Annotated in this window: 14 protein-coding genes; 6 read left to right on the top strand and 8 right to left on the bottom strand. The window is 65.1% G+C overall.

Annotated features, from left to right (window positions below; genetic code table 11):
- Positions 1-14: 14 nt before the first annotated feature.
- Complete coding sequence (locus tag NKH22_RS15820; protein WP_023672288.1) at positions 15-233, bottom strand: hypothetical protein; 219 nt, start codon at positions 231-233, stop codon at positions 15-17.
- Positions 234-342: 109 nt separating this feature from the next.
- On the opposite strand from NKH22_RS15820, the gene NKH22_RS15815 reads away from it, so the two are divergent.
- From NKH22_RS15815 to NKH22_RS15790, 6 genes are all read left to right on the top strand, one after another.
- Complete coding sequence (locus NKH22_RS15815) at positions 343-1,002, top strand: phosphoribosylanthranilate isomerase (RefSeq protein ID WP_286461238.1); 660 nt, start codon at positions 343-345, stop codon at positions 1,000-1,002.
- A gap of 90 nt (positions 1,003-1,092) precedes the next feature.
- On the top strand, positions 1,093-2,343 hold the full coding sequence (trpB, locus tag NKH22_RS15810; protein WP_023687439.1) for a tryptophan synthase subunit beta: 1,251 nt from the start codon (positions 1,093-1,095) through the stop codon (positions 2,341-2,343).
- 2 nt (positions 2,344-2,345) lie between these two features.
- Positions 2,346-3,185 (top strand): tryptophan synthase subunit alpha, encoded by an 840-nt coding sequence (trpA, locus tag NKH22_RS15805; protein WP_023755490.1) that lies wholly within the window; start codon positions 2,346-2,348, stop codon positions 3,183-3,185.
- 101 nt (positions 3,186-3,286) lie between these two features.
- Positions 3,287-4,213, top strand: a complete 927-nt coding sequence (accD, locus tag NKH22_RS15800) for an acetyl-CoA carboxylase, carboxyltransferase subunit beta (protein WP_023672292.1) — start codon at positions 3,287-3,289, stop codon at positions 4,211-4,213.
- 62 nt (positions 4,214-4,275) lie between these two features.
- Entirely contained in the window at positions 4,276-5,601 is a 1,326-nt protein-coding gene (locus NKH22_RS15795; RefSeq protein WP_023755489.1) for a bifunctional folylpolyglutamate synthase/dihydrofolate synthase, read from the top strand.
- A gap of 27 nt (positions 5,602-5,628) precedes the next feature.
- Positions 5,629-6,048 carry a VOC family protein gene (locus NKH22_RS15790; protein ID WP_023693068.1) on the top strand — a complete coding sequence of 140 codons (420 nt, stop codon included), beginning with the start codon at positions 5,629-5,631 and terminating at the stop codon, positions 6,046-6,048.
- A 438-nt stretch (positions 6,049-6,486) separates the two neighbouring features.
- Here the strand turns inward: NKH22_RS15790 and NKH22_RS15785 are convergent, their stop codons facing one another.
- From NKH22_RS15785 to NKH22_RS15755, 7 genes are all read right to left on the bottom strand, one after another.
- Positions 6,487-6,768: a cupin domain-containing protein gene (locus tag NKH22_RS15785; RefSeq protein ID WP_023681396.1), complete on the bottom strand. Its 282-nt coding sequence runs from the start codon at positions 6,766-6,768 to the stop codon at positions 6,487-6,489.
- A gap of 130 nt (positions 6,769-6,898) precedes the next feature.
- Positions 6,899-7,222, bottom strand: coding sequence for a thioredoxin (gene trxA / locus NKH22_RS15780; protein WP_023672297.1), 324 nt, complete (start codon positions 7,220-7,222; stop codon positions 6,899-6,901).
- A 72-nt stretch (positions 7,223-7,294) separates the two neighbouring features.
- On the bottom strand, positions 7,295-10,816 hold the full coding sequence (gene addA, locus NKH22_RS15775) for a double-strand break repair helicase AddA (RefSeq protein ID WP_023821743.1): 3,522 nt from the start codon (positions 10,814-10,816) through the stop codon (positions 7,295-7,297).
- Positions 10,813-13,950: a double-strand break repair protein AddB gene (gene addB, locus NKH22_RS15770; protein ID WP_352910049.1), complete on the bottom strand. Its 3,138-nt coding sequence runs from the start codon at positions 13,948-13,950 to the stop codon at positions 10,813-10,815. Before addB ends, addA begins: the two co-directional genes overlap by 4 nt.
- Positions 13,947-14,651: a nucleotidyltransferase family protein gene (locus NKH22_RS15765; protein ID WP_031197320.1), complete on the bottom strand. Its 705-nt coding sequence runs from the start codon at positions 14,649-14,651 to the stop codon at positions 13,947-13,949. Before NKH22_RS15765 ends, addB begins: the two co-directional genes overlap by 4 nt.
- Before the next feature lie 14 nt (positions 14,652-14,665).
- Positions 14,666-16,177: a tRNA (adenosine(37)-N6)-threonylcarbamoyltransferase complex ATPase subunit type 1 TsaE gene (tsaE, locus tag NKH22_RS15760; RefSeq protein ID WP_023821745.1), complete on the bottom strand. Its 1,512-nt coding sequence runs from the start codon at positions 16,175-16,177 to the stop codon at positions 14,666-14,668.
- Between the two features lie 8 nt (positions 16,178-16,185).
- Positions 16,186-18,750: a sensor histidine kinase gene (locus NKH22_RS15755; RefSeq protein ID WP_023695998.1), complete on the bottom strand. Its 2,565-nt coding sequence runs from the start codon at positions 18,748-18,750 to the stop codon at positions 16,186-16,188.
- Between the last annotated feature and the right edge of the window lie 53 nt (positions 18,751-18,803).

Here is an 18,803-nt window from a genome sequence, read left to right as displayed (position 1 = left end):
CGCCGGCGGCGCGCTCAATCATCATTGGCCGCATTAAGCTCTTCAGGCCGCAGCCCTTCGTCGCCATGGCGCGGCCATGGCAGGAAATTCTGCTCGAACGCATCGCTGCCGAAATAATCCAGGACCCGGTGCGCTTCCGCCCCGTCGAAGGCGGCCTTTTGCATCAGATGGGCGATGACGTCGCGCGCTTGCGCGATCTTCTGCCTGAGTTCGGCTATGCTCTGGTCGGCCATTCGTCTGCTCCGCCTTGCTTCTCCCATCAATAGGTAGCGCCTTTGGCGTTGCCGGCAAACAGCATGCTTTTTCTCGACTCTTGGCCGGTTTCGTGCCAAGCCCCGCGCCATGGCGCTCGATATCAAGATCTGTGGATTGAAGACCGATGAGGCAATGGCCGCGGCCCTGGCCGGCGGCGCCAGCCATGTCGGCTTCATCTTCTTTGCTAAAAGCCCGCGCTATGTCGAGCCTGCGGCAGCCGGCCGCCTGCGCGAGGCGGCAATCGGCAAGGCCAGGGCGGTCGCCGTGACGGTCGATGCCGATGACGCGTTCCTGGACGAGATCGTCGAAAAGATGCGCCCCGACATGCTGCAGTTGCACGGCACGGAGACGCCCGAGCGGGTGGCCGAGGTGAAAGCTCGCTACGGCCTGCCTGTCATGAAGGTGTTCTCCGTCAGTGAGGTAGCCGATCTCGAGCGGCTAAAGCCGTTCATCGGCGTTGCCGATCGCTTCATGTTCGATGCCAAGCCACCAAAGGGCTCGCAACTTCCGGGCGGCAATGGCGTCGCCTTTGACTGGCGCATCCTGGCCGGCCTTGACGCCGGGCTCGATTACATGCTTTCCGGTGGGCTCAACGCCGCCAATATCGGCGACGCCCTGATATCAGCCAATCCGCCCGCGATAGACATTTCGTCGGGGGTGGAAAGCGGCCCGGGCGTCAAGGATCCGGCGCTGATCGAGCAGTTCTTCCGGGCCGTCAGGGCCGCGCGCGACGACCGCGCTGCCTGAGGCACTTCTTTCGAACCCGAGCATGTTCCGGAGAAGTGGGAACCGGTTTTCCGATAAGACATGCTCAGAACCAAGACCAGGAGATCGGCGATGAACAAGCCGGCGACACCCAATTCCTTCCGCACGGGACCCGACGAACAGGGCATGTTCGGCATCTTCGGGGGCCGCTTCGTGGCCGAGACGCTGATGCCGCTGATCCTCGACCTCGAGCGGCACTGGAACGAGGTCAAGAACGATCCGGACTTCAAGGCTGAGTTGACCAACCTCTCGACCCACTATGCCGGGCGGCCGTCAAAGCTGTATTTCGCCGAAGGCCTGACCAAACATCTTCGTGAGGTTTCCTCGGCGAAGGGCCTCGGGGGCGGCGCCAAGGTCTATTTCAAGCGCGAGGACCTGAACCACACCGGTTCGCACAAGATCAACAATTGCCTCGGTCAGATTCTGCTCGCCAAGCGCATGGGCAAGAAGCGCATCATCGCCGAGACGGGCGCCGGCCAGCACGGCGTTGCCGCAGCCACGGTCGCGGCGCGCTTCGGCTTTCCCTGCGTCGTTTATATGGGCGCCACCGATGTCGCCCGCCAAAGCCCCAACGTCTTCCGCATGAAGCTGCTCGGCGCCGAAGTGCGGCCGGTGACCGCCGGTCACGGCACGCTGAAGGACGCCATGAACGAAGCGTTGCGCGACTGGGTCACCAATGTCGAGGACACTTATTATCTGATCGGCACCGCCGCAGGTCCGCATCCCTATCCGGAGCTGGTGCGCGACTTCCAGTCGGTGATCGGCATCGAGGCGCGCGCCCAGATCCTCGAACAGGAAGGCCGGCTGCCCGACACCATCATCGCGGCTGTCGGCGGCGGCTCCAACGCCATCGGCCTGTTCCATCCTTTCCTCGACGACAGGCAAGTCCGCATCATCGGCATCGAAGCCGGCGGCCGCGGCCTCGACGGCATCGAGCATTGCGCCTCGATGAATGCCGGCGCGCCAGGCGTCCTGCACGGCAACCGCACCTATCTCCTGCAGAACGCCGATGGCCAGATCATGGACGGCCATTCGATCTCGGCCGGCCTCGACTATCCGGGCGTCGGCCCCGAACATTCCTGGCTGCGCGATTCCGGCCGCGTCGAATATGTGCCGATCCTCGACGACGAGGCGCTGGAAGCCTTCAAGCTGACGACGCGCGTCGAAGGCATCATCCCGGCGCTGGAATCCGCGCACGCCATCGCGCATGCGGTGAAGATCGTGCCTGATATGGACAAGGACCAGATCGTCATCGTCAATCTGTCGGGACGCGGCGACAAGGATGTGCACACAGTGGCCTCGATGCTGGGCATGGAGATCTGATCATGGTGACCCGCATCGACCGCCGCATGGCAAAACTGAAAGCCGAGGGCCGCCCGGCGCTCGTCACCTATTTCATGAGCGGCGACCCCGACTATGACACCGCTTTGTCGATCATGAAGGCGCTGCCCAAGGCCGGCGCCGACATCATTGAAATGGGCATACCGTTTTCCGATCCGATGGCCGATGGACCGGCGATCCAGGCCGCTGGCCTGCGGGCGCTGAAAGGTGGCCAGACCCTGGTCAAGACGCTGAAGACGGCGGCTGATTTCCGCGCCACCGACAATGAAACGCCGATCGTGCTGATGGGCTACTACAACCCGATCTACATCTACGGTGTCGATCGCTTCCTCAAGGACGCCATCGCCAGCGGCATTGACGGGCTGATCGTCGTCGACCTGCCACCGGAGATGGACGAAGAACTCTGCATTCCGGCGCTGAAGGCCGGCATCAACTTCATCCGCTTGGCAACGCCGACCACCGACGACAAGCGCCTGCCCAAGGTGCTGCAGAATACGTCGGGCTTCGTCTATTACGTGTCGATGACCGGCATCACCGGCTCGGCTTTGGCCGACACCGGCAAGGTTGCCGCCGCGGTCAAGCGCATCAAGGGCCACACCAATCTGCCGGTCTGCGTCGGCTTCGGCGTCAAGACCGCCGAGCAGGCGCGCATTATCGGCGCCAATGCCGATGGCGTCGTCGTCGGCACCGCGATCGTCAACGCGGTCGCCAATGTGTTGGGACCGAAGGGCGAGAAGACCGCCGACCCGGCCGAGGCCGTCGCCACCCTGGTCAGCGGACTGTCTCAGGGCGTGCGTTCGGCCCGCCTTGCTGCTGCCGAATAGTTTCCCTACTTAGGCCTTGTGCAAGTCGTTATCCCAAAACCGGTTCCCACTTTTGGGCGACATGCACGAGCCAACTCTTCGTCAGGACAGGAGCCGAAGCGATGAACTGGATCACCAATTACGTTCGCCCGAGGATCAATTCGATGCTCGGTCGGCGCACCGACATGCCCGAGAATCTCTGGATCAAGGATCCCGAGACCGGCGAGATGGTGTTTCACAAGGACCTGGAATCCAACCAGTTCGTCATCCCGTCATCGGGCCATCACATGAAGATTTCGGCCAAGGAACGGCTGAAATTCTTCCTCGACGACGGCAAATACGAGCAGCTTGAGAACCCCAAGGTCATGCAGGACCCGCTCAAGTTCCGCGACGAGAAGCGCTACACGGACCGGCTGAAGGACGCCAAGGCCAAGACCGGCCTGGAAGACGCCATCATCAACGCGCTGGGCACGGTCAAAGGCCTGCCGGTTGTGGTGACGGTGCAGGATTTCGCCTTCATGGGCGGCTCGCTCGGCATGGCCGCGGGTGACGCCATTGTGCACGGTTTCGAGGTCGCCTTGCAGCGCAAGCGGCCGCTGATCCTGTTTGCCGCCTCCGGTGGCGCGCGCATGCAGGAAGGCATTCTGTCCCTGATGCAGTTACCGCGCACCACGATCGGCGTCGACCGGCTGAAGGAAGCCGGCCTGCCATACATCGTCGTCTTGACCAACCCGACCACCGGCGGCGTTACCGCCTCCTACGCCATGCTGGGAGACGTCCACATTGCCGAGCCCGGCGCGCTGATCGGCTTTGCCGGCCCGCGCGTCATCGAGCAGACCATCCGGGAGAAACTGCCGGACGGTTTCCAGCGCTCCGAATATCTGATGGAGCACGGCATGGTCGATATGGTGGTGTCGCGGCTGGAACTGCGCGAGACGATTTCACGGCTGTTGAAAATCCTGCTCAAACTGCCGCAGGAGCAAAAGCCGCTGGAGCCGGAAATCCTGCCGCCGTCGGTCATCCCGACGGAAGCCCGCCCGCAAGCCTGACGCGACATTTCTGGCCGCAAACCGCGATTGCGTGCACCTGCGCGCATGCGTAGGATTCGCTCATGACAACGCTTGCCGCAGATCGTGAAATCGAAGCCCTGATGGCGCTGCATCCGAAAGGCTTCGACCTTTCGCTCGACCGCATCACAAGGCTGCTCGAACGCCTCGGCAATCCGCAGGAGCGGCTGCCGCCGGTCATCCATATCGCCGGCACCAACGGTAAGGGCTCGTGCGCGGCCTTTTCGCGCGCGCTGCTCGAAGCCGGCGGCCACCTTGTCCATGTCCACACTTCGCCGCATCTGGTGAACTGGGCCGAGCGCTACCGGCTGGCGGCCGAGGGCGGCGGCCGGCTGGTCGACGACGAGACCTTCGCCGAGGCCATCGCCCGCGTCGCCCGGGCCAATGCCGGCCAGAAGATCACCGTCTTCGAAATCCTAACCGCCGTCACCTTCATCCTGTTTTCCGAGCATCCGGCTGCCGCCGCCATCATCGAGGTCGGCCTTGGCGGCCGCTTCGACGCCACCAATGTCGTTGCCCGGCCGGCGGTGTCGGTGATCATGCCGGTGTCGATGGATCACGAAGCCTATCTCGGCGACCGGGTCGAACTGATCGCCGCCGAAAAGGCCGGCATCATGAAGCGCGGCTGCCCGGTGGTCATCGGCGCGCAGGAGAGCGAGACGGCGCTGCAAGTGCTGATCGAAACCGCCGAGCGGCTGGATTGCCCGACCTTCGTCTACGGCCAGGATTTTCTCGCCTTCGAGGAAAACGGCCGCATGGTCTATCAGGATGAGGACGGGCTGATGGACCTGCCGCCACCGCGCCTGCCCGGGCGCCACCAGTTCGCCAATGCGGCGGCAGCGATTGCCGCCGTCAAGGCCGCCGGTTTCGAAATCAGTCATCGCGCCACTGAGAAGGCGATGGCGAGCGTCGCATGGCCGGGCCGCATGCAGAAATTGGCACAGGGCCGGCTGGCGGACCTCGCTCCCAAGGGCGCCGACATCTGGCTCGATGGCGGTCACAATCCGGGCGCCGGCGTGGTGGTGGCGGAAGCCTTGGCCGAGCAGGAGGAAAAGAACCCGCGGCCGCTGTTTTTGATTGCCGGCATGATCAACACCAAGGACCAGAGCGGCTATTTCCGCGCCTTCAAGGGCCTGGTCCGCCATGTCTACACCGTGCCGGTGAGCATGAGCGACGCCGGTGTGCCGAATGACGAACTGGCGATCCGGGCGACCGAGGCCGGCCTCACCGCCGAGCCGGTCAGCTCCGTCGCCAGCGCGCTGATGCTGCTGCGCGACACCTGGGACGGCCCGGCGCCGCGCATCCTGATCGGTGGTTCGCTGTATCTCGCCGGTGCGGTGCTGGCCGAAAACGGCACGCCACCGACCTGAATCCACACTTTCGCGAGGGAGCCGGTGATGATCAAGGTGAAGCAACTCGCCCATGTCTGCATCTTCGCGCATGATCTGGAAGCGACGCGGGCCTTCTACCGCGACGTGCTCGGCCTCGACACGCAGTTCAACTTCCTGCGCGACGGCAAGATCTTCGGCTTCTACCTCAATTGCGGCGATCGCAGCCATGTCGAGGTGTTCCAGAAGGACGGCACCAGCCATAGCGAGCTCAACCAGATCAACCATTTCTGCCTTGAGGTGGAAAACATTGATGCGGCGATCGCCCACATCAAGTCGAAAGGCATTGATATCACGGCCAAGAAGCATGCCTGCGACGACACGTTTCAGGCCTGGATCCGCGACCCCAACGGCGTGAAGATCGAGCTGTTCGAATACACCGCAAAAAGCGCGCAATTCACCGGCGGGGATCGCATCGCCGACTGGTAGTATTTTGGCCCGGGGAATCTATCGGGCGGTTGCCCCTCGGGCAGAAGCCCCGATATGCTTGGCGAAGCATGGAGGCAAGCTCGAATGGTTGTGAAGTGTCTTGTTACCGTCGACAACGACCCGCCGGAGGAGCTGATATTTGAATATGCTCCGCGGGTCGGCGATCATGTGATGTTACCGGGAGCCATCGAGCCACCGCACCCAATTGTTCGAGTGGCCCACAGACCGACGCGCCCCAATGATGCATCCGGCCAGCCCAGTGTCGCGTATTTCGTAAGCCGAGAGACGTTTCTCTATCGTGTGTATACGGGCGCTATAGAGGGATATGGGCAGGTCCTGAAGCCCGCGACCGGACGGAAGCCCGGCAAGCCTAGGCAGGCCAAAAAAACCGTGGCTCAAACTAAATAGACATCGGCGGCCGCGGCACCAGCCTGAGGCCTATTTCAGCTCGATCTCGATGAAGGCGTATTCGCCGTCATTGGCGCTGATGACGTCGTGCTCGACGCCTTCCTTGCGGAAGTAGGGCGCACCCTTCTTCATTTCAGCAAAACTCTCGCCGTCCTTGGTCACCAGCTTCACCTTGCCGTCCATCAGCGGCACCACGACGTAGTCATGGCCATGCCGGTGCCAGCCGGTGTTGTCGCCGGGCTGGAAGCGGTATTCGGTGACGATGACGCGCTCATTGTCGATGAAGACGGTGGCCTTGGCGGATCCGGTCATTCTGTTTCTCCTGTCCAGCCTCAGCAGAAGACATGGAGGCTTCAGGCGCGAGTGCCAGAGAGGTCAGGCGATAACGCCAAAGAAAAGCCCGGCGCGAGGGCCGGGCTTAACGTCTGAAATTTCTACAGGATCAGGCGAGGCTGCCATTGATCCAATGCGACAGCGCGGTCTTCGGGGCGGCGCCGACCTTCATGTCGGCGACTTCGCCGCCCTTGAAGATCATCAGCGTCGGGATCGAGCGCACGCCGAACTGGGCGGCAAGCTCGGGGTTCTCGTCGATGTTCAGCTTGGCGATCTTGATCTTGTCGCCGAGTTCGTTGGCGATCTCTTCCAGCGACGGACCGATCATCTTGCAGGGGCCGCACCATTCGGCCCAGAAATCCACGACGACGGGCTGCGAGGCGTTGAGCACATCGGCCTGGAAATTGCTCTTGTCGACCTTGACGGTGGCCATGCGAAATCCTTTCGAAATTTATCTCGCACCAAATGTGGTGGTTGAGCAGCCCTTCTTCAAGCAGAACTTGTGTCACGCTCCCGTGAGTCGGGCAAGGGCGTCATCCATCGCCTGCGCCGGCAGTTCGATAAGCCTCGGTGCCTCGGTGAACAGCAGTGCTGCCGTCACCGCGCGGCCGGGGTAAAGCGGCTGGAGCAGCGCGCGGTAGAGCGCCAGCTGCAGTATATAGGCCGGCGGCACCTGGGCCAGGCCTGCGGGCGCCGGCCGGTTGGTCTTGTAGTCGACGATCGATACGCGCCCGGGCGTCACCGCCAGCCGGTCGATCTTGCCGGAGATCGAGCGCAGCCTGCCCTTGACCTCGATACTGCCCATGACGGCCACTTCGGCGCGGGACGACGGCGAAAACAGCCCGGCAAAACGCGAATCTCTGAGGATCGCCATCACCGAAGCCAGCGCCTTGTTGCGCTCGGCCTCCGGCCAGTCGGCGCCGGCTCGAATGAGATACTGCGCCGCCGCGCCTTGCCGTTCGTCTTCGGCAAAACCGGGCAGCATCTGCAGCAGCTTGTGCAGCGCCAGCCCGCGCATCACGGCAAAACCGGGCTCCGCTTCGCTGTCCAGCACCGGCGAACGCGTATCGACGACCGCCTCCTTGCCCTCGTCGATCAGCGCCGAAGCGCCGGAAGGCGATAGCGGGCGCGGCAGTTCTTCATAAGGCGGCAAAGGGCGAAACAGGTTTGCCGGCAAGAACGGCAAAAGCGGTTGCGGCAGCCGCGCCTCGTCGGCGGCTGCCAGCGCCACCGGCGGCAGCTTGGTGATGACGAAGCGATGCACCGGCTCGCCGCTGGCGGGATGATGGCGCTCCGTGCTTTCCGGCGCTGCCAGCAGCGCGCGGCTGACGATCGAATGCCAGGTGCCGGTGCTGGGCTGACGCTTGCGGTGATAGCCGCAGACGATCAGCCGGTCCTCGGCGCGTGTCATGCCGACATAGAGCAGCCGGCGGTATTCGTCGTCGGCAAGCTCCCGCGCCCTGGCCGAGGCTGCCTTTGAGAAGCCGTTGGCGACATCGGCGGCTGAGCGCCAGAGATAGCCCTTGCCGTCGAAATTGCGGCCCGAAGCGTCGAACGGCATGAGCCGCGGCAGATGCTGGTCGCTGAACGGCGCCGAACCGCCATCGACCAGGAAGACAACAGGCGCTTCCAGGCCCTTGGCGGCATGCACGGTCATGACGCGGACCTCGTCGCGCAACTGGTCCATCTCGCGCTTGATCTCCGGACCGGTGTTCTCCAGCGTCGCCAGAAAGGCTTCCAGCCCCGGCAGGCCAGTGCGTTCTTCGGCCAGGCAGAAGCTCAGGAATTCGTCGAGGATGTCGCCGGCTTCCGGTCCAAGCCGGGCGATCATCTTCTTGCGCAGGCCGTCGCGCGCCAGCACCCCGGCGTAGAATTCGAACACCGGCCGGAACGCCGCCTCGTTGGCCCAGCCGTCGAGCCGGGCAACGACATCGGTCAGCGCGGTATTGTCGCCAGCATGCTGGCGTAGTGAGGCGATCAGCGATGTTCCGGCTGGCCGTCCGGCGCCAAGCGTAAAAAGCGTCTCCTCCGACACGTCGAAAACCGGGCTGCGCAGCACGGCGGCGAGCGACAGGTCATCCTGCGGCTGGATGAGGAAATGGCCGAGTGCGATCAGGTCCTTGACCGCGATGTGGCCGGGCAGGCTCAGCCGGTCGGCGCCGGCGACGGGAATATCGCGGTCCTTCAGCGCGCGCGACAGCGCATGGACGAAGCGGTCGCGCTTGCGCACCAGCACAAGAATGTCGCCGGCCCTCAGCCTGCGTCCCTTGCCCTCGATGATCTCGCGGTCCTTGAGCCAGGTCTGGATGGTCGCAGCCACATGCTCGGCCACCCGCACAGCCGGCGCGCTGGCATGATTGACCGGCAACGTCCAGTCGTCGGGCTCCTCGACGGCGTCAGCGCCGAGCGACGGCCAGACCTCGACATAGCCAGGCGCGTCGTTGCGGATCGCCTTGTGGTAGAGCGGATCGGGGTCGTGGCTGATGCCGCGCCGCACGCCCGGATCGGCAAAGACGCGGTCGACTGCGGCAAGCACGTCGTCGGTCGAACGGAACGACCAGGTCAGTTTCAGGTCGGCAAACGAAGCATTGGCTGCGTTCACGCGTCCGGAAAACAAGAGCCGGCTGTCGGCAAAGGAATCCGGTGCGGCACCCTGGAAGGAATAGATCGACTGCTTTTCGTCGCCGACGGCAAACACCGTGCGATTGGCAGTGCCGCGCTGGCCGTGGCCGGCAAAGAACTCCTCCGCCAGCCGCTTCACCACCTCCCATTGGTCGGGGCTGGTGTCCTGCGCCTCGTCGAGCAGGATGTGGTCGATGCCTTGGTCGAGCTTGTACTGCACCCAGGGGCCGGCATCCGGCCGCGCCAGAAGGTTGACCGTGCGGGTGATGAGGTCGTTGAAGTCTAGAAAGCCGCGGCCGCGCTTCAGCCGCTCGTAACGCACGATCAGCCAGTCGGCTATGGTCAACGCCGCGACCGTGCCTTCCAGCATTCGGAACAGCGCCAGCCGGTCGGAAACCTCTGATATCGCCTTGACGGCCGCCAGATAGCGCTCGGGAAGGTCGGGCAGCCGGTCGAGCAGCGCCTTCTTGAATGCCTTTGCCGGATCATAGGGGTCGCCATCGGCCTTGAGGAAGGCTTTGCCGAGCATCTGCAGCCGGCGGATCGGGTCCGTCTCGGCAAAGGCCAAGCGGGCATAGGGCAAGAGATTGTTGAGCACGGTGCGGGCGTCGGTGGCCTCGGCGGCACTGGCGAACTCTGCAAAGAAGTCCGGCAGGAAACCCGGCAGCGGCCATACCGATGCCGCTATGTCTTCGGCGCTCTGCCCGGGGCGAAAATGGAATTCGTCGAACAGGGCCTGAAAGCCGGCGCCGTCGCGCCGGACCGCATCGATGAAGCCGCGTAAGCCGTCGCGCTTGCGCACGATTTCGGCGAGCAGCGCATCGAGCCCGTGTTCTCCGCCGCGCTCCAGCACGGTGGCAAAGGCCTCGGCCAGTCCGGCGTCTCCGGCTGACGTGCCCGAAATCATGTCGCGGCGGGCGCCGGCAAATAGCGAGGCCTCCATCTGCGGATCGAGCATTTCGAAATGCGCCGGGATGTTGGCCTCCAGCGGGAACTGGTGCAGCACCGATTCGCAGAAGGCGTGGATGGTCTGGATCTTCAGCCCGCCCGGCGTTTCCAGCGCTTCGGCAAACAGCCGGCGCGCCCGCCGCATCGTGTCGCGGTCGGGCCGGCGGCCGTCCACCGCCTCAATCTTTGTGGCAAGCTCGGCATCGCCGAGCGCTGTCCATTCCGACAGGGTCGAGAACACGCGGTTCGACATGTTGGCGGCGGCCGCCCGCGTATAGGTCAGGCACAGGATCTTCGACGGATCGGTGCCGTTGAGCAGCAGCCGGATGACGCGCTGGGCCAGCACATGCGTCTTGCCCGAGCCGGCATTGGCCGACACCCAGGCCGAGTTCTTCGGGTCGGAAGCGCGCGCCTGGCTGGCGGCGGTTTCGCTGGGGACGGGATAGGCTTTTTTCATGCCTCCCCGCCCTCGTCATCGCTGTCGCCGCCGGCCGACCATTCGAGCACGCGCGCCAGATGGTCGTAATCGCCATCGCTCTCGCCCTCGCGAAAAGGCAGCGCCCGCGACAGGTAGCCGGTCGTCGGATCTGCATAATGGACCAGCAGCTTTTCCAGCCGCGCCCAGGCCTCCTCGGCGAGGTCTTCGGCGGTCCGGGGCTGGCGGTTGTAGTCGAGGATGGATTCCTCGAACACTTCGCCATTCGGCTTCAGCCGCACAAATGCAAGCTGGGAGGGCTCGCGCGCGCCAAGCCCCTTGAAGGCGCCGCGCCGGAGCAGCGCCCCTTCGAGCGCCAGCTGTGGCGCCAGCAACGTGTGGGCCTGCGCCTTGGACGGCGAGGAGCCGGTCTTGTAATCGAGAATGTCGGCCATGCCGCCGGCCAAAAGGTCGACGCGGTCGGCATAGCCGGACAGCGTCACGCCGGTGCGGCCGACAGCGGTCTTTTCGGCGCGCTCCTCGGCATGCCGCCGGGCGACGGCGGGAGCGCGGCCGCGCTCCCATTCGATGATGTTGGCGGCAAGCTTTTCGAAGCGCGGCCACCACACAGCCTCGACGTCGGCGGGCAGGGCGATCTCGGCAAAGCAGGTCCGGCCGGCAGCGATGAGGCGTTCCAGAGCTACGGGCGCCCGGGGATCCGCCACCTCTGTCGAGAACAGATGCAGGATGTCATGAAACAGCGTGCCGCGCTCGGCCGCGCCGGGGTCGCGGATCACCGGCTCGAGCGGCAGAAGGCTCAGAATACGCTTGGCATAGACCGCATAGGGGTCGCGGCGCAGCGTCTCGATCTCGGTCACCGAGAAGTGGGTGGGCCGCATGCTTAGCGGTGGTTTCGGCTGCGGTCGCGGCGCGAAATGCTGCCGCTCGCCGGCATCGAGCGCGCGCGCCCAGGCAAGCAATTCGCCGCCGCGTCCGCGCAGTGCGGCCGCTGGATCCTTGCCGATGAAGGTGAGGATGCGCTGCAGCCAGCGCGACGGCACCGCCGGTGCGTCGCCGGCTCGGGCGGAGCGCGTCAGCACCACCTTTTTCGCCTCCATCGCCATCTGGAAGTCGTGGGCGGCAAGGCCGATGCGCCGCTCCGGCGGCTCGAGATCGATGCCGGTCTTCATCAACCGCGACATGAAGCGATCGCTTTCCGGCTTGCGTGGCCACACGCCCTCGTTCAGCCCGCCAATGACCAGCGTGTCGACATTCTGCAGCCGCGCTTCCAGCGCCCCCCAAATGGCGATGTTGCGGTCGGTGCCTTGCCCGGGCTTGACCATTTCCGGTGCTATCAGCGCGTCCATCACATCAGGCCATTCGTCGGCCGGGAAGTCGAACGACGCCGAGGCCGCGACCACACCGCGCAGCAGCTCGGCGAGTTTCTCGCCGGCGTCGCCGGCATAAAATTCAGCCAGGCTGCCCTCCGCCGTGCGGCCGAGATTTTCCAGCGCGGCGACGCTCGCTCTGGTCAACGCGACGAGATCGGCGTTCTCTTCACCGCGAAAGGCGGTCAGCGGCGCCAGTGCCGTCACAAGCCGGCTCAGCAGCTCGCGGGCATCGTCGATGCCGCGCACGCTCAGGCGCGAAAACCAGAAGGGCTGGCGCTTGTCCCCGCGCAGCCCGGCGAGACGCTCCTCGAACAGTGCTGGCAAAGAGGCGATGTCGGGGCGTCCGGTGCCGCCGCGCAGCGCCACGAGTTCGATGAGCTCGGTGGCATGGCGCACGCCGGTGCGCTCAAGTCCGAGCCCGAGCAGCGGATGCTTGAGCAGCGACAAAAGGCCGACGGAATCGCCCGGCCGGAATACTGCTTGAAGTGCGAGCCGCAGCAGGCTGGCGGCAGGCATGTTGGCGAGCGGCGTGCCGCCGGAATCGTCGGCGATCACGCCGAAGCGCAACAGCTCGGCCGAGACGCGCCGCGCCAGCCCGCGGTCGCCGGTAACGAGCGCTGCCCTTAGTCCCGGCTGTTCCACGGCGGTTTTCAGCGCGATGGCGATCGCCGCCGCCTCGTCGCGTTCGCTGGCGGCTTCGATCAGCGTCACATCGGCGAAGGCCTCGGCGATGTCCAGGGCGTTGAAGCGTATGCGGGTCTCGGCCCATAATTCCGTGGTCTCGGCCGGCCGCAGCGCCTCGCCGACAAGGGCCGCGCGGAGCGCCAGTGCGGGCTCGGCGGAGACCACTTCCTCGACATCGCCACGCAGCACGCCAATCTTGCCGATCAGCTTGGCCATGCCGTATTGCGGGTGGCCAAGCAGTGCCGGCCGCGCACCGGGCGCCGCAATCGCGGCAAAAGACGGTTCGTCCAGCATCCCATCGAGCCCGGGCAGCACCACGGCGCCGTTGGGCAGGCTTGCGACCGTGGCAAGCAGTTCGGCCGTGGCGGGAATAGAGCCCGTCGAGCCGGCGGCGATCACCGGGCCTTTGGGCGGGTTGCGTTCCAGCCGCTTCGCCTCGCGCCGGATCAGCGCATTGCGGTGCGCGGCCGGGTTGGAGCGGTCGCGCTCCTCCAGTAATTTCGGCCAGGCCTCGGTGACGATACGGAGGAAATCGAGCGTCACAAGCCACCATCCGGCAAGATTGCCGGTGACCAGATCGGCAAGCCTGGTCCAGTCCGTGCCTTCGGTTTCGATCTCGTCCATCAGCCGGGCGAGGTCACGCGCTAGCCAGATCGCATCGGCGGCGGAGGCCGGCACGACGATCTCTTCGTTGAACATATCAAGGACATGCGCCGGCAAGGTGCGCTTCCAGGCCCGCACCAGCGGCGCCAGTAGCAGCAGGCGTTCGATGGCTGCGATCGGCGGCGCCATTTCAAGCTCGGTCGGCGTGCCGGCGTCGAAGGCGGCTTCGTCCTCGTCGAACTCTCCGAGCGGGCGGATGACCGGCAGGATCGCCGAACGGCGGCTCCCCCCCGGTCCCGAAAGCGCGTCGACAAAAGCGCCGCGCAGCGCACGGGCCGCGCGCCGTGTCGGCACATAGATGGTGACATCAGCCAGCGCCAGCGGATCGCCGTCGAACCGGAAGCCGGGCACCAGCCGTCCGGCCAGCAAGGCCTCGGCCAGAGTCGGCAGGAATGGCGCTCCGGGCGGGATCGAAAGAACGCGGCGCGCGCCGCTCATACCACCTTCGCGAGAGCTTCGGCGGCGGCCGCTTCCGCCTGCGGAATGGCGTCCGGCGTCCCGACGGTGATCCAGCTTCCGCGCATCTGCATGCCGAACAGACGGCCAGAGGCTATTGCCTTGTCGAAATAGGTGTTGAGCGAATGCGCCCCGGCTGGCGCATCCCTGAAGATGGCGGGATTGACGATTGCCGCTCCGGCATAGATCAACCCGGCCGGATCGCCTTTCGAGCGCCGCAGGCCGCCATCCGGCGCCATCAGGAAATCCGTGCCGACACCGTGTCCGGTGGCCGAGTCGAGATCGGTAAGCATCAGCAGAATATCCATTTTCGCGCCGTCCCATGCAAGGGCAAGGCGCTCGAGGCTGGGCTGGCCGCTGTCGATCCAGAACGTATCGGCGTTGATGATGTAGAAGGGGTCGCTGCCCAGCAGCGGCAACGCCTTGACGATGCCACCCGCCGAATTCAGCAGTGCGTCGCGCTCGTCGGAAATGACGATCTTTGGCGCCCGCCTGTGGGCTATATGGGCGACGATCTGGTCCGGCAGATAGTGCACGTTGACGATGGCTTTCTCGACGCCGGCCGCTTCGAGACTGTCCAGCCCCCAGTCGAGCAAGGTCCTGCCGGCGATCCGCACCAGCGGCTTCGGCATGGTGTCGGTGATCGGCCGCATGCGCTTGCCAAGACCCGCCGCCAGCACCATCGCTGTGGTCAAGGTCACGGGAGCCGTTCCTCCAGCAGGCCATGTGCCATGTAGAACTCCTTAAGCCCGGACAGCGCCGGGTGCGCCAGCGCCCGCCTGAGATAATCGCGGATGCGCGGCAGGTGTCGGAGATAATAGGGCTTGCCGTCGCGCTTTTCGAGCCGCACGAAAATGCCGAGGATCTTTGAATTGCGCTGCGCCGCCATGATCGCATAGGCCCTGCGGAAGGCGTCCTCATCGAAGCCGACGGCGGCGTGGCGCGCAGCGACATAGGCGTCCACGGTCCGCTGCTCGATATCGGGCGAAACGGTGACGCGGGCATCCATGGCCAGCGACGCAACGTCATAGGCCGCAGGACCCATCAGCGCGTCCTGGACGTCGACGATGCCGAGGCGGTCGTGGCCTTTGCGGTCACCGCGCCAGATGATGTTGGGCGAATGGAAGTCGCGCAGCATCAGCGTGTATTCCTGTGTGTCCAGCCGATCGAGAACCGCGTTCCATTCCCTGTGATAGCCGGCGCGTAAAGCCTCGCTTGCCGGGCTGCCGGTCACCATCGGCACATACCAATCGACCAAGAGATCGGCTTCGATCAGCATGGCGTCGCGATCGAACGGCGGCACCTCGTGGAAGACGCCCGGCACGGCCTCCATGCGCTGCGGCCAGGTCTTCCCATGCATCATCGCCAGCAATTCGGCCGCTGCCGCGTAGCGCTCGGCCACCGGCTCATCATTGCCGTCGAGAAAACCTTCCGAGCCCAGATGCTCCAGCAGCAGAAAGCCCCGTTCGAGATCCTCGGCATGGATTTTTGGGACACTGACACCTTGCGACAGCAGCGCCTTGTCGATGGCGACGAAAGCGGTGACCGACTGCGCCGTGTGGGCGATCACGGCATAGGGCTTGCCGTCGCGCACCGGCGGCCCTAGCACCAGCCTTGGCGAATTCATCAGCACGCGCGGCGCAAGGCCGGCGAGCGAAACAATCTCGTAAGAGCGCGCCGAGGCGTCGCCGACGAAATGGCGCCGCGCGGCGTCGCCCCAACCGGCCGTTTTGAGGAAATCGCGCATCGCCAGCGATCGCGCCACGCGTTCGAAGGCAACGCCTTGGCCCGATAGTTTCGCCAATCGTCCTTCGTCCTGATGGACGAGTTCGATCCAGATCGACGTTCTCGGAAGAGCGGCCTCCGCCCGTTCCGGCCACTCGACAAGGGCAGCGCCCTGCAGCAGCGCCTCGTCGAAACCCAGCTCGTCCATCTCGCCGGCCGAGGACAGGCGATAGAGATCGAAATGGTGCACGGGGATGCGCGTGTCGTAGCTTTGCACCAAGGTGAAGGTAGGGCTCGGCACATCGAGGCCGGCATCATCGGCCAGCGCCCTGATCAGGGCCCGCGCCAGCGTCGACTTGCCGGCGCCGAGATCGCCCTTGAGCGCCAGCACGTCGCCCGGCCGCAGCGCCATGGCCAGGTCCTCGCCGAACCTTGCGGTCGCAGCCTCGTCGGCGAGAAAACGCTCCAGCACAACAACGGTCATCGAGCCCGCTACTCGGCCGCGGCGCGGATGCCCGACGGTGCATCGGGGAAGGTGCAGATGACGGTGGTGCCCTTGTCCTTGCCGGTCTCGATGCGCACGCTGCCGCCATGCAGTTCGACAAAGCTCTTGACGATCGACAGGCCTAAGCCCGCGCCGCGCCGGCGTCCGCCATTGGTGCGCGGCTCGAAGCGGCGGAACACCGAATCGAGCAGGTCCGGCGGCATGCCGGGGCCGTTGTCATGGACGGAGAATTCCACGCCTTGCTCCAAATGCCGGCAGGCGAGCGTGATCGTGCTCGCCTCCGGCGCGTAATTGGCCGCGTTGCTGAGCAGATTGTAGAGGATCTGGCGAACCCGGGTCTCGTCGCCGTGAAAACTCTTCGGCGCCGCAGCGGCATCGATCCGAAGCTTGATCGAATGCTCTTGCAGCCGGTCGGCGACCAGTTCGGCCGCGGCCTCGATGGTGCGCTCGACGCTTACTTCCGAAATGTCGAGCTGCATGATGCCGGCGTCGACGGTGGCGAGGTCGAGTATGTCGTTGACGATGGTGAGCAGCACCGAGGATGACGAGCCGACATGCTCGACATATTCGCGCTGCTTTGGGCTGAGCGGCCCGGTCGCCGGCAGCGACAGAAGCTCGGTGAAGCCGATGATGTTGGTCAGCGGCGAGCGCAGCTCGTAGGAGACGTGCTGCACGAACTCGTTCTTCAGCTGGTCGGATTTCTGCAGCGCTTCGTTCTTGTCCTTCAGCGCGCGCTCGACATTGACGCTGTCGGTGACGTCCACAAAGGTCATCATCACCTGGCCGTTGGGCAGCGGGATGACGGCGTAGCTGAGCACTGTGCCGTTCTTCAGTTCGGTCTGGCCATGGCGGTCGCGGCGCTCGTCGTCGAAACCGGTGATGGCGGCGACGAACCCGCCCCACGGGCTGTCGACGGCGCGCTGGTCGCTGAGATCGCGGATCGCCGAGACATGGACGTTGGGCTTGATCACATCCTGGCTCAGTCCCCACAGCGCGACAAAGGCCGGGTTCGACAGGCGCAGCCGCCCATCGGGACCGAACACCGCGACGCCTTCGGCCAGATTGTCGAGCGTTTCGCCCTGGACCCGCACCGCCGTCTGGTAGCGGCTTTCCAGGTCCATCTTCTCGGTCAGGTTCTCGAACACCCAGGTCACGCCGCCCTTCGGCTGCGGGTTGGCGACCACGCGGATGGTCTTGCCGTCGGGCAAATGCCACCAATGCTCTTGCGATTCCACCGCGCGGTAGGCGCCAAGCAGGCCTTCTTTCCAACGCCGCCATTCCGGCTGCTCGGCGATCTTGCCTTCGCTGCGCAGCCGGTCGAGCAGCAGCGCATTGTCGGGCGCGCTGTGCAGGAAGCCCGGGTCCAGCCCCCACAGTTTCTGGAACGCCTGGTTGAAGAAGCGCAACTTCTCGTTGGCATCGAAGATCGCCACCGCCGTGTTGAGCTGGTCGAGCGTGTCGGCATGGCTGCGCACCGTGCGCTCATATTCGCCGCGAATGGTTTCGGTGGCGCTGGTGTCGCAGGCAAGGCCGGCCGAGCCGTCCGCACCGGCGAAGTCGGTGACGGCGAACACGCGGCGGTCGCCCTCGATCACCGTCGACAGCGTTTGTTCGAAGATTGGGCGCGATTTGTGCTGCGCGGCGATCTGTTCGCGCGCTTGGGCGCCGAGGAATTCCTTGGCTTCGCGCACGGCGGTCTCGGCGTTCGGTGCCTCGACCGCTCCGGCATAGGCACGGTTGACCCATTTCAGCCGCCCGTCGGTGGCGCGCAGCCAGGCCGGCATCGGCAAGGCGTCGAGCAGGCCGATCATGGTCTCGTAGTCGGCAGCCAGACGCTGGTTCTCGATCTTCAGCCTGGCTTGGCTCCTCTGAGTTTCCGACAGCGAGACGAAGCGCACCAGCACATGCGCGGCGCTCTTGCGGCCATGCACTTCAAGCGGCGCCCCGGCCTGCGATTCGATCACGAGATCAAAGGGTTTCGCTTTCTCGCGCAGACCAGCGACGGCATTTTCGAGCGCCGCCGCCGAGCGCGGCATCAGCCAGCGGCCGAAGGCGAGGAAGGCTGCACGGTCGTCCGGCGCGCCGCTTTCCAGCGGCAGCGTGCCGATCAGCTCCGGCTTCTTGTTCTCGGACGCCCAGACGATGACGCGCTGGTCACGCAGATTGAGCAGCGCCTCGGAGCGCTGCAGCGCCGCATTGATGTCGGCAATGCGGGCTCTGAGTTCGACATTCTGCGCCGAGGTGCGGGCTCTTTCGCGGATCAGGAAGATGGCCGAGAGCAGTGCCGCGCCCATGACGCCGACGAACATGGCGAGCTGGATGACTTCGACCGCGCTGACCGACAGTCCGGCCTTCTGCGCAATGGCCGGCTCGGCATGGGCTGCAAACGAGGTGAGCGGGCCGGCAAGAGCTGAGGTGGCAAGAAAGCCGGCGGTGCGGGCGCCGACGCGCCTCTTCAGGCCACCGCCTGTCGTGACGGAGCCAGTGCTATCGGAATCGTCATGGCCGCCGGAAACGGCCGATCCCGCGCGAGGCGGGTTTTCCCCCGGCATGCCTTGGTCCTCTTCGCCGCCTGAATGCAAGACCGCCCAGATCAGGATCACGT

It is taken from the genome of Mesorhizobium sp. M1252, assembly GCF_040318265.1.
Taxonomy (GTDB): domain Bacteria; phylum Pseudomonadota; class Alphaproteobacteria; order Rhizobiales; family Rhizobiaceae; genus Mesorhizobium.
The sequence above is the reverse complement of the archived record's forward strand: the minus strand, read 5'-3'. Positions and strand labels throughout refer to the sequence as shown.

Excerpts from the sequence above, each read along its gene's own strand:
- NKH22_RS15765 (WP_031197320.1), bottom strand. The coding sequence starts at position 14,651 with ATGGTGCTGGCGGCGGGTCTTGGCAAGCGCATGCGGCCGATCACCGAC.
- trxA (WP_023672297.1), bottom strand. The coding sequence starts at position 7,222 with ATGGCCACCGTCAAGGTCGACAAGAGCAATTTCCAGGCCGATGTGCTC.
- trpA (WP_023755490.1), top strand. The coding sequence starts at position 2,346 with ATGGTGACCCGCATCGACCGCCGCATGGCAAAACTGAAAGCCGAGGGC.
- tsaE (WP_023821745.1), bottom strand. The coding sequence starts at position 16,177 with ATGACCGTTGTTGTGCTGGAGCGTTTTCTCGCCGACGAGGCTGCGACC.
- accD (WP_023672292.1), top strand. The coding sequence starts at position 3,287 with ATGAACTGGATCACCAATTACGTTCGCCCGAGGATCAATTCGATGCTC.
- trpB (WP_023687439.1), top strand. The coding sequence starts at position 1,093 with ATGAACAAGCCGGCGACACCCAATTCCTTCCGCACGGGACCCGACGAA.
- NKH22_RS15755 (WP_023695998.1), bottom strand. The coding sequence starts at position 18,750 with ATGCCGGGGGAAAACCCGCCTCGCGCGGGATCGGCCGTTTCCGGCGGC.
- NKH22_RS15785 (WP_023681396.1), bottom strand. The coding sequence starts at position 6,768 with ATGACCGGATCCGCCAAGGCCACCGTCTTCATCGACAATGAGCGCGTC.
- NKH22_RS15795 (WP_023755489.1), top strand. The coding sequence starts at position 4,276 with ATGACAACGCTTGCCGCAGATCGTGAAATCGAAGCCCTGATGGCGCTG.
- addA (WP_023821743.1), bottom strand. The coding sequence starts at position 10,816 with ATGAAAAAAGCCTATCCCGTCCCCAGCGAAACCGCCGCCAGCCAGGCG.
- NKH22_RS15820 (WP_023672288.1), bottom strand. The coding sequence starts at position 233 with ATGGCCGACCAGAGCATAGCCGAACTCAGGCAGAAGATCGCGCAAGCG.
- NKH22_RS15790 (WP_023693068.1), top strand. The coding sequence starts at position 5,629 with ATGATCAAGGTGAAGCAACTCGCCCATGTCTGCATCTTCGCGCATGAT.
- NKH22_RS15815 (WP_286461238.1), top strand. The coding sequence starts at position 343 with ATGGCGCTCGATATCAAGATCTGTGGATTGAAGACCGATGAGGCAATG.
- addB (WP_352910049.1), bottom strand. The coding sequence starts at position 13,950 with ATGAGCGGCGCGCGCCGCGTTCTTTCGATCCCGCCCGGAGCGCCATTC.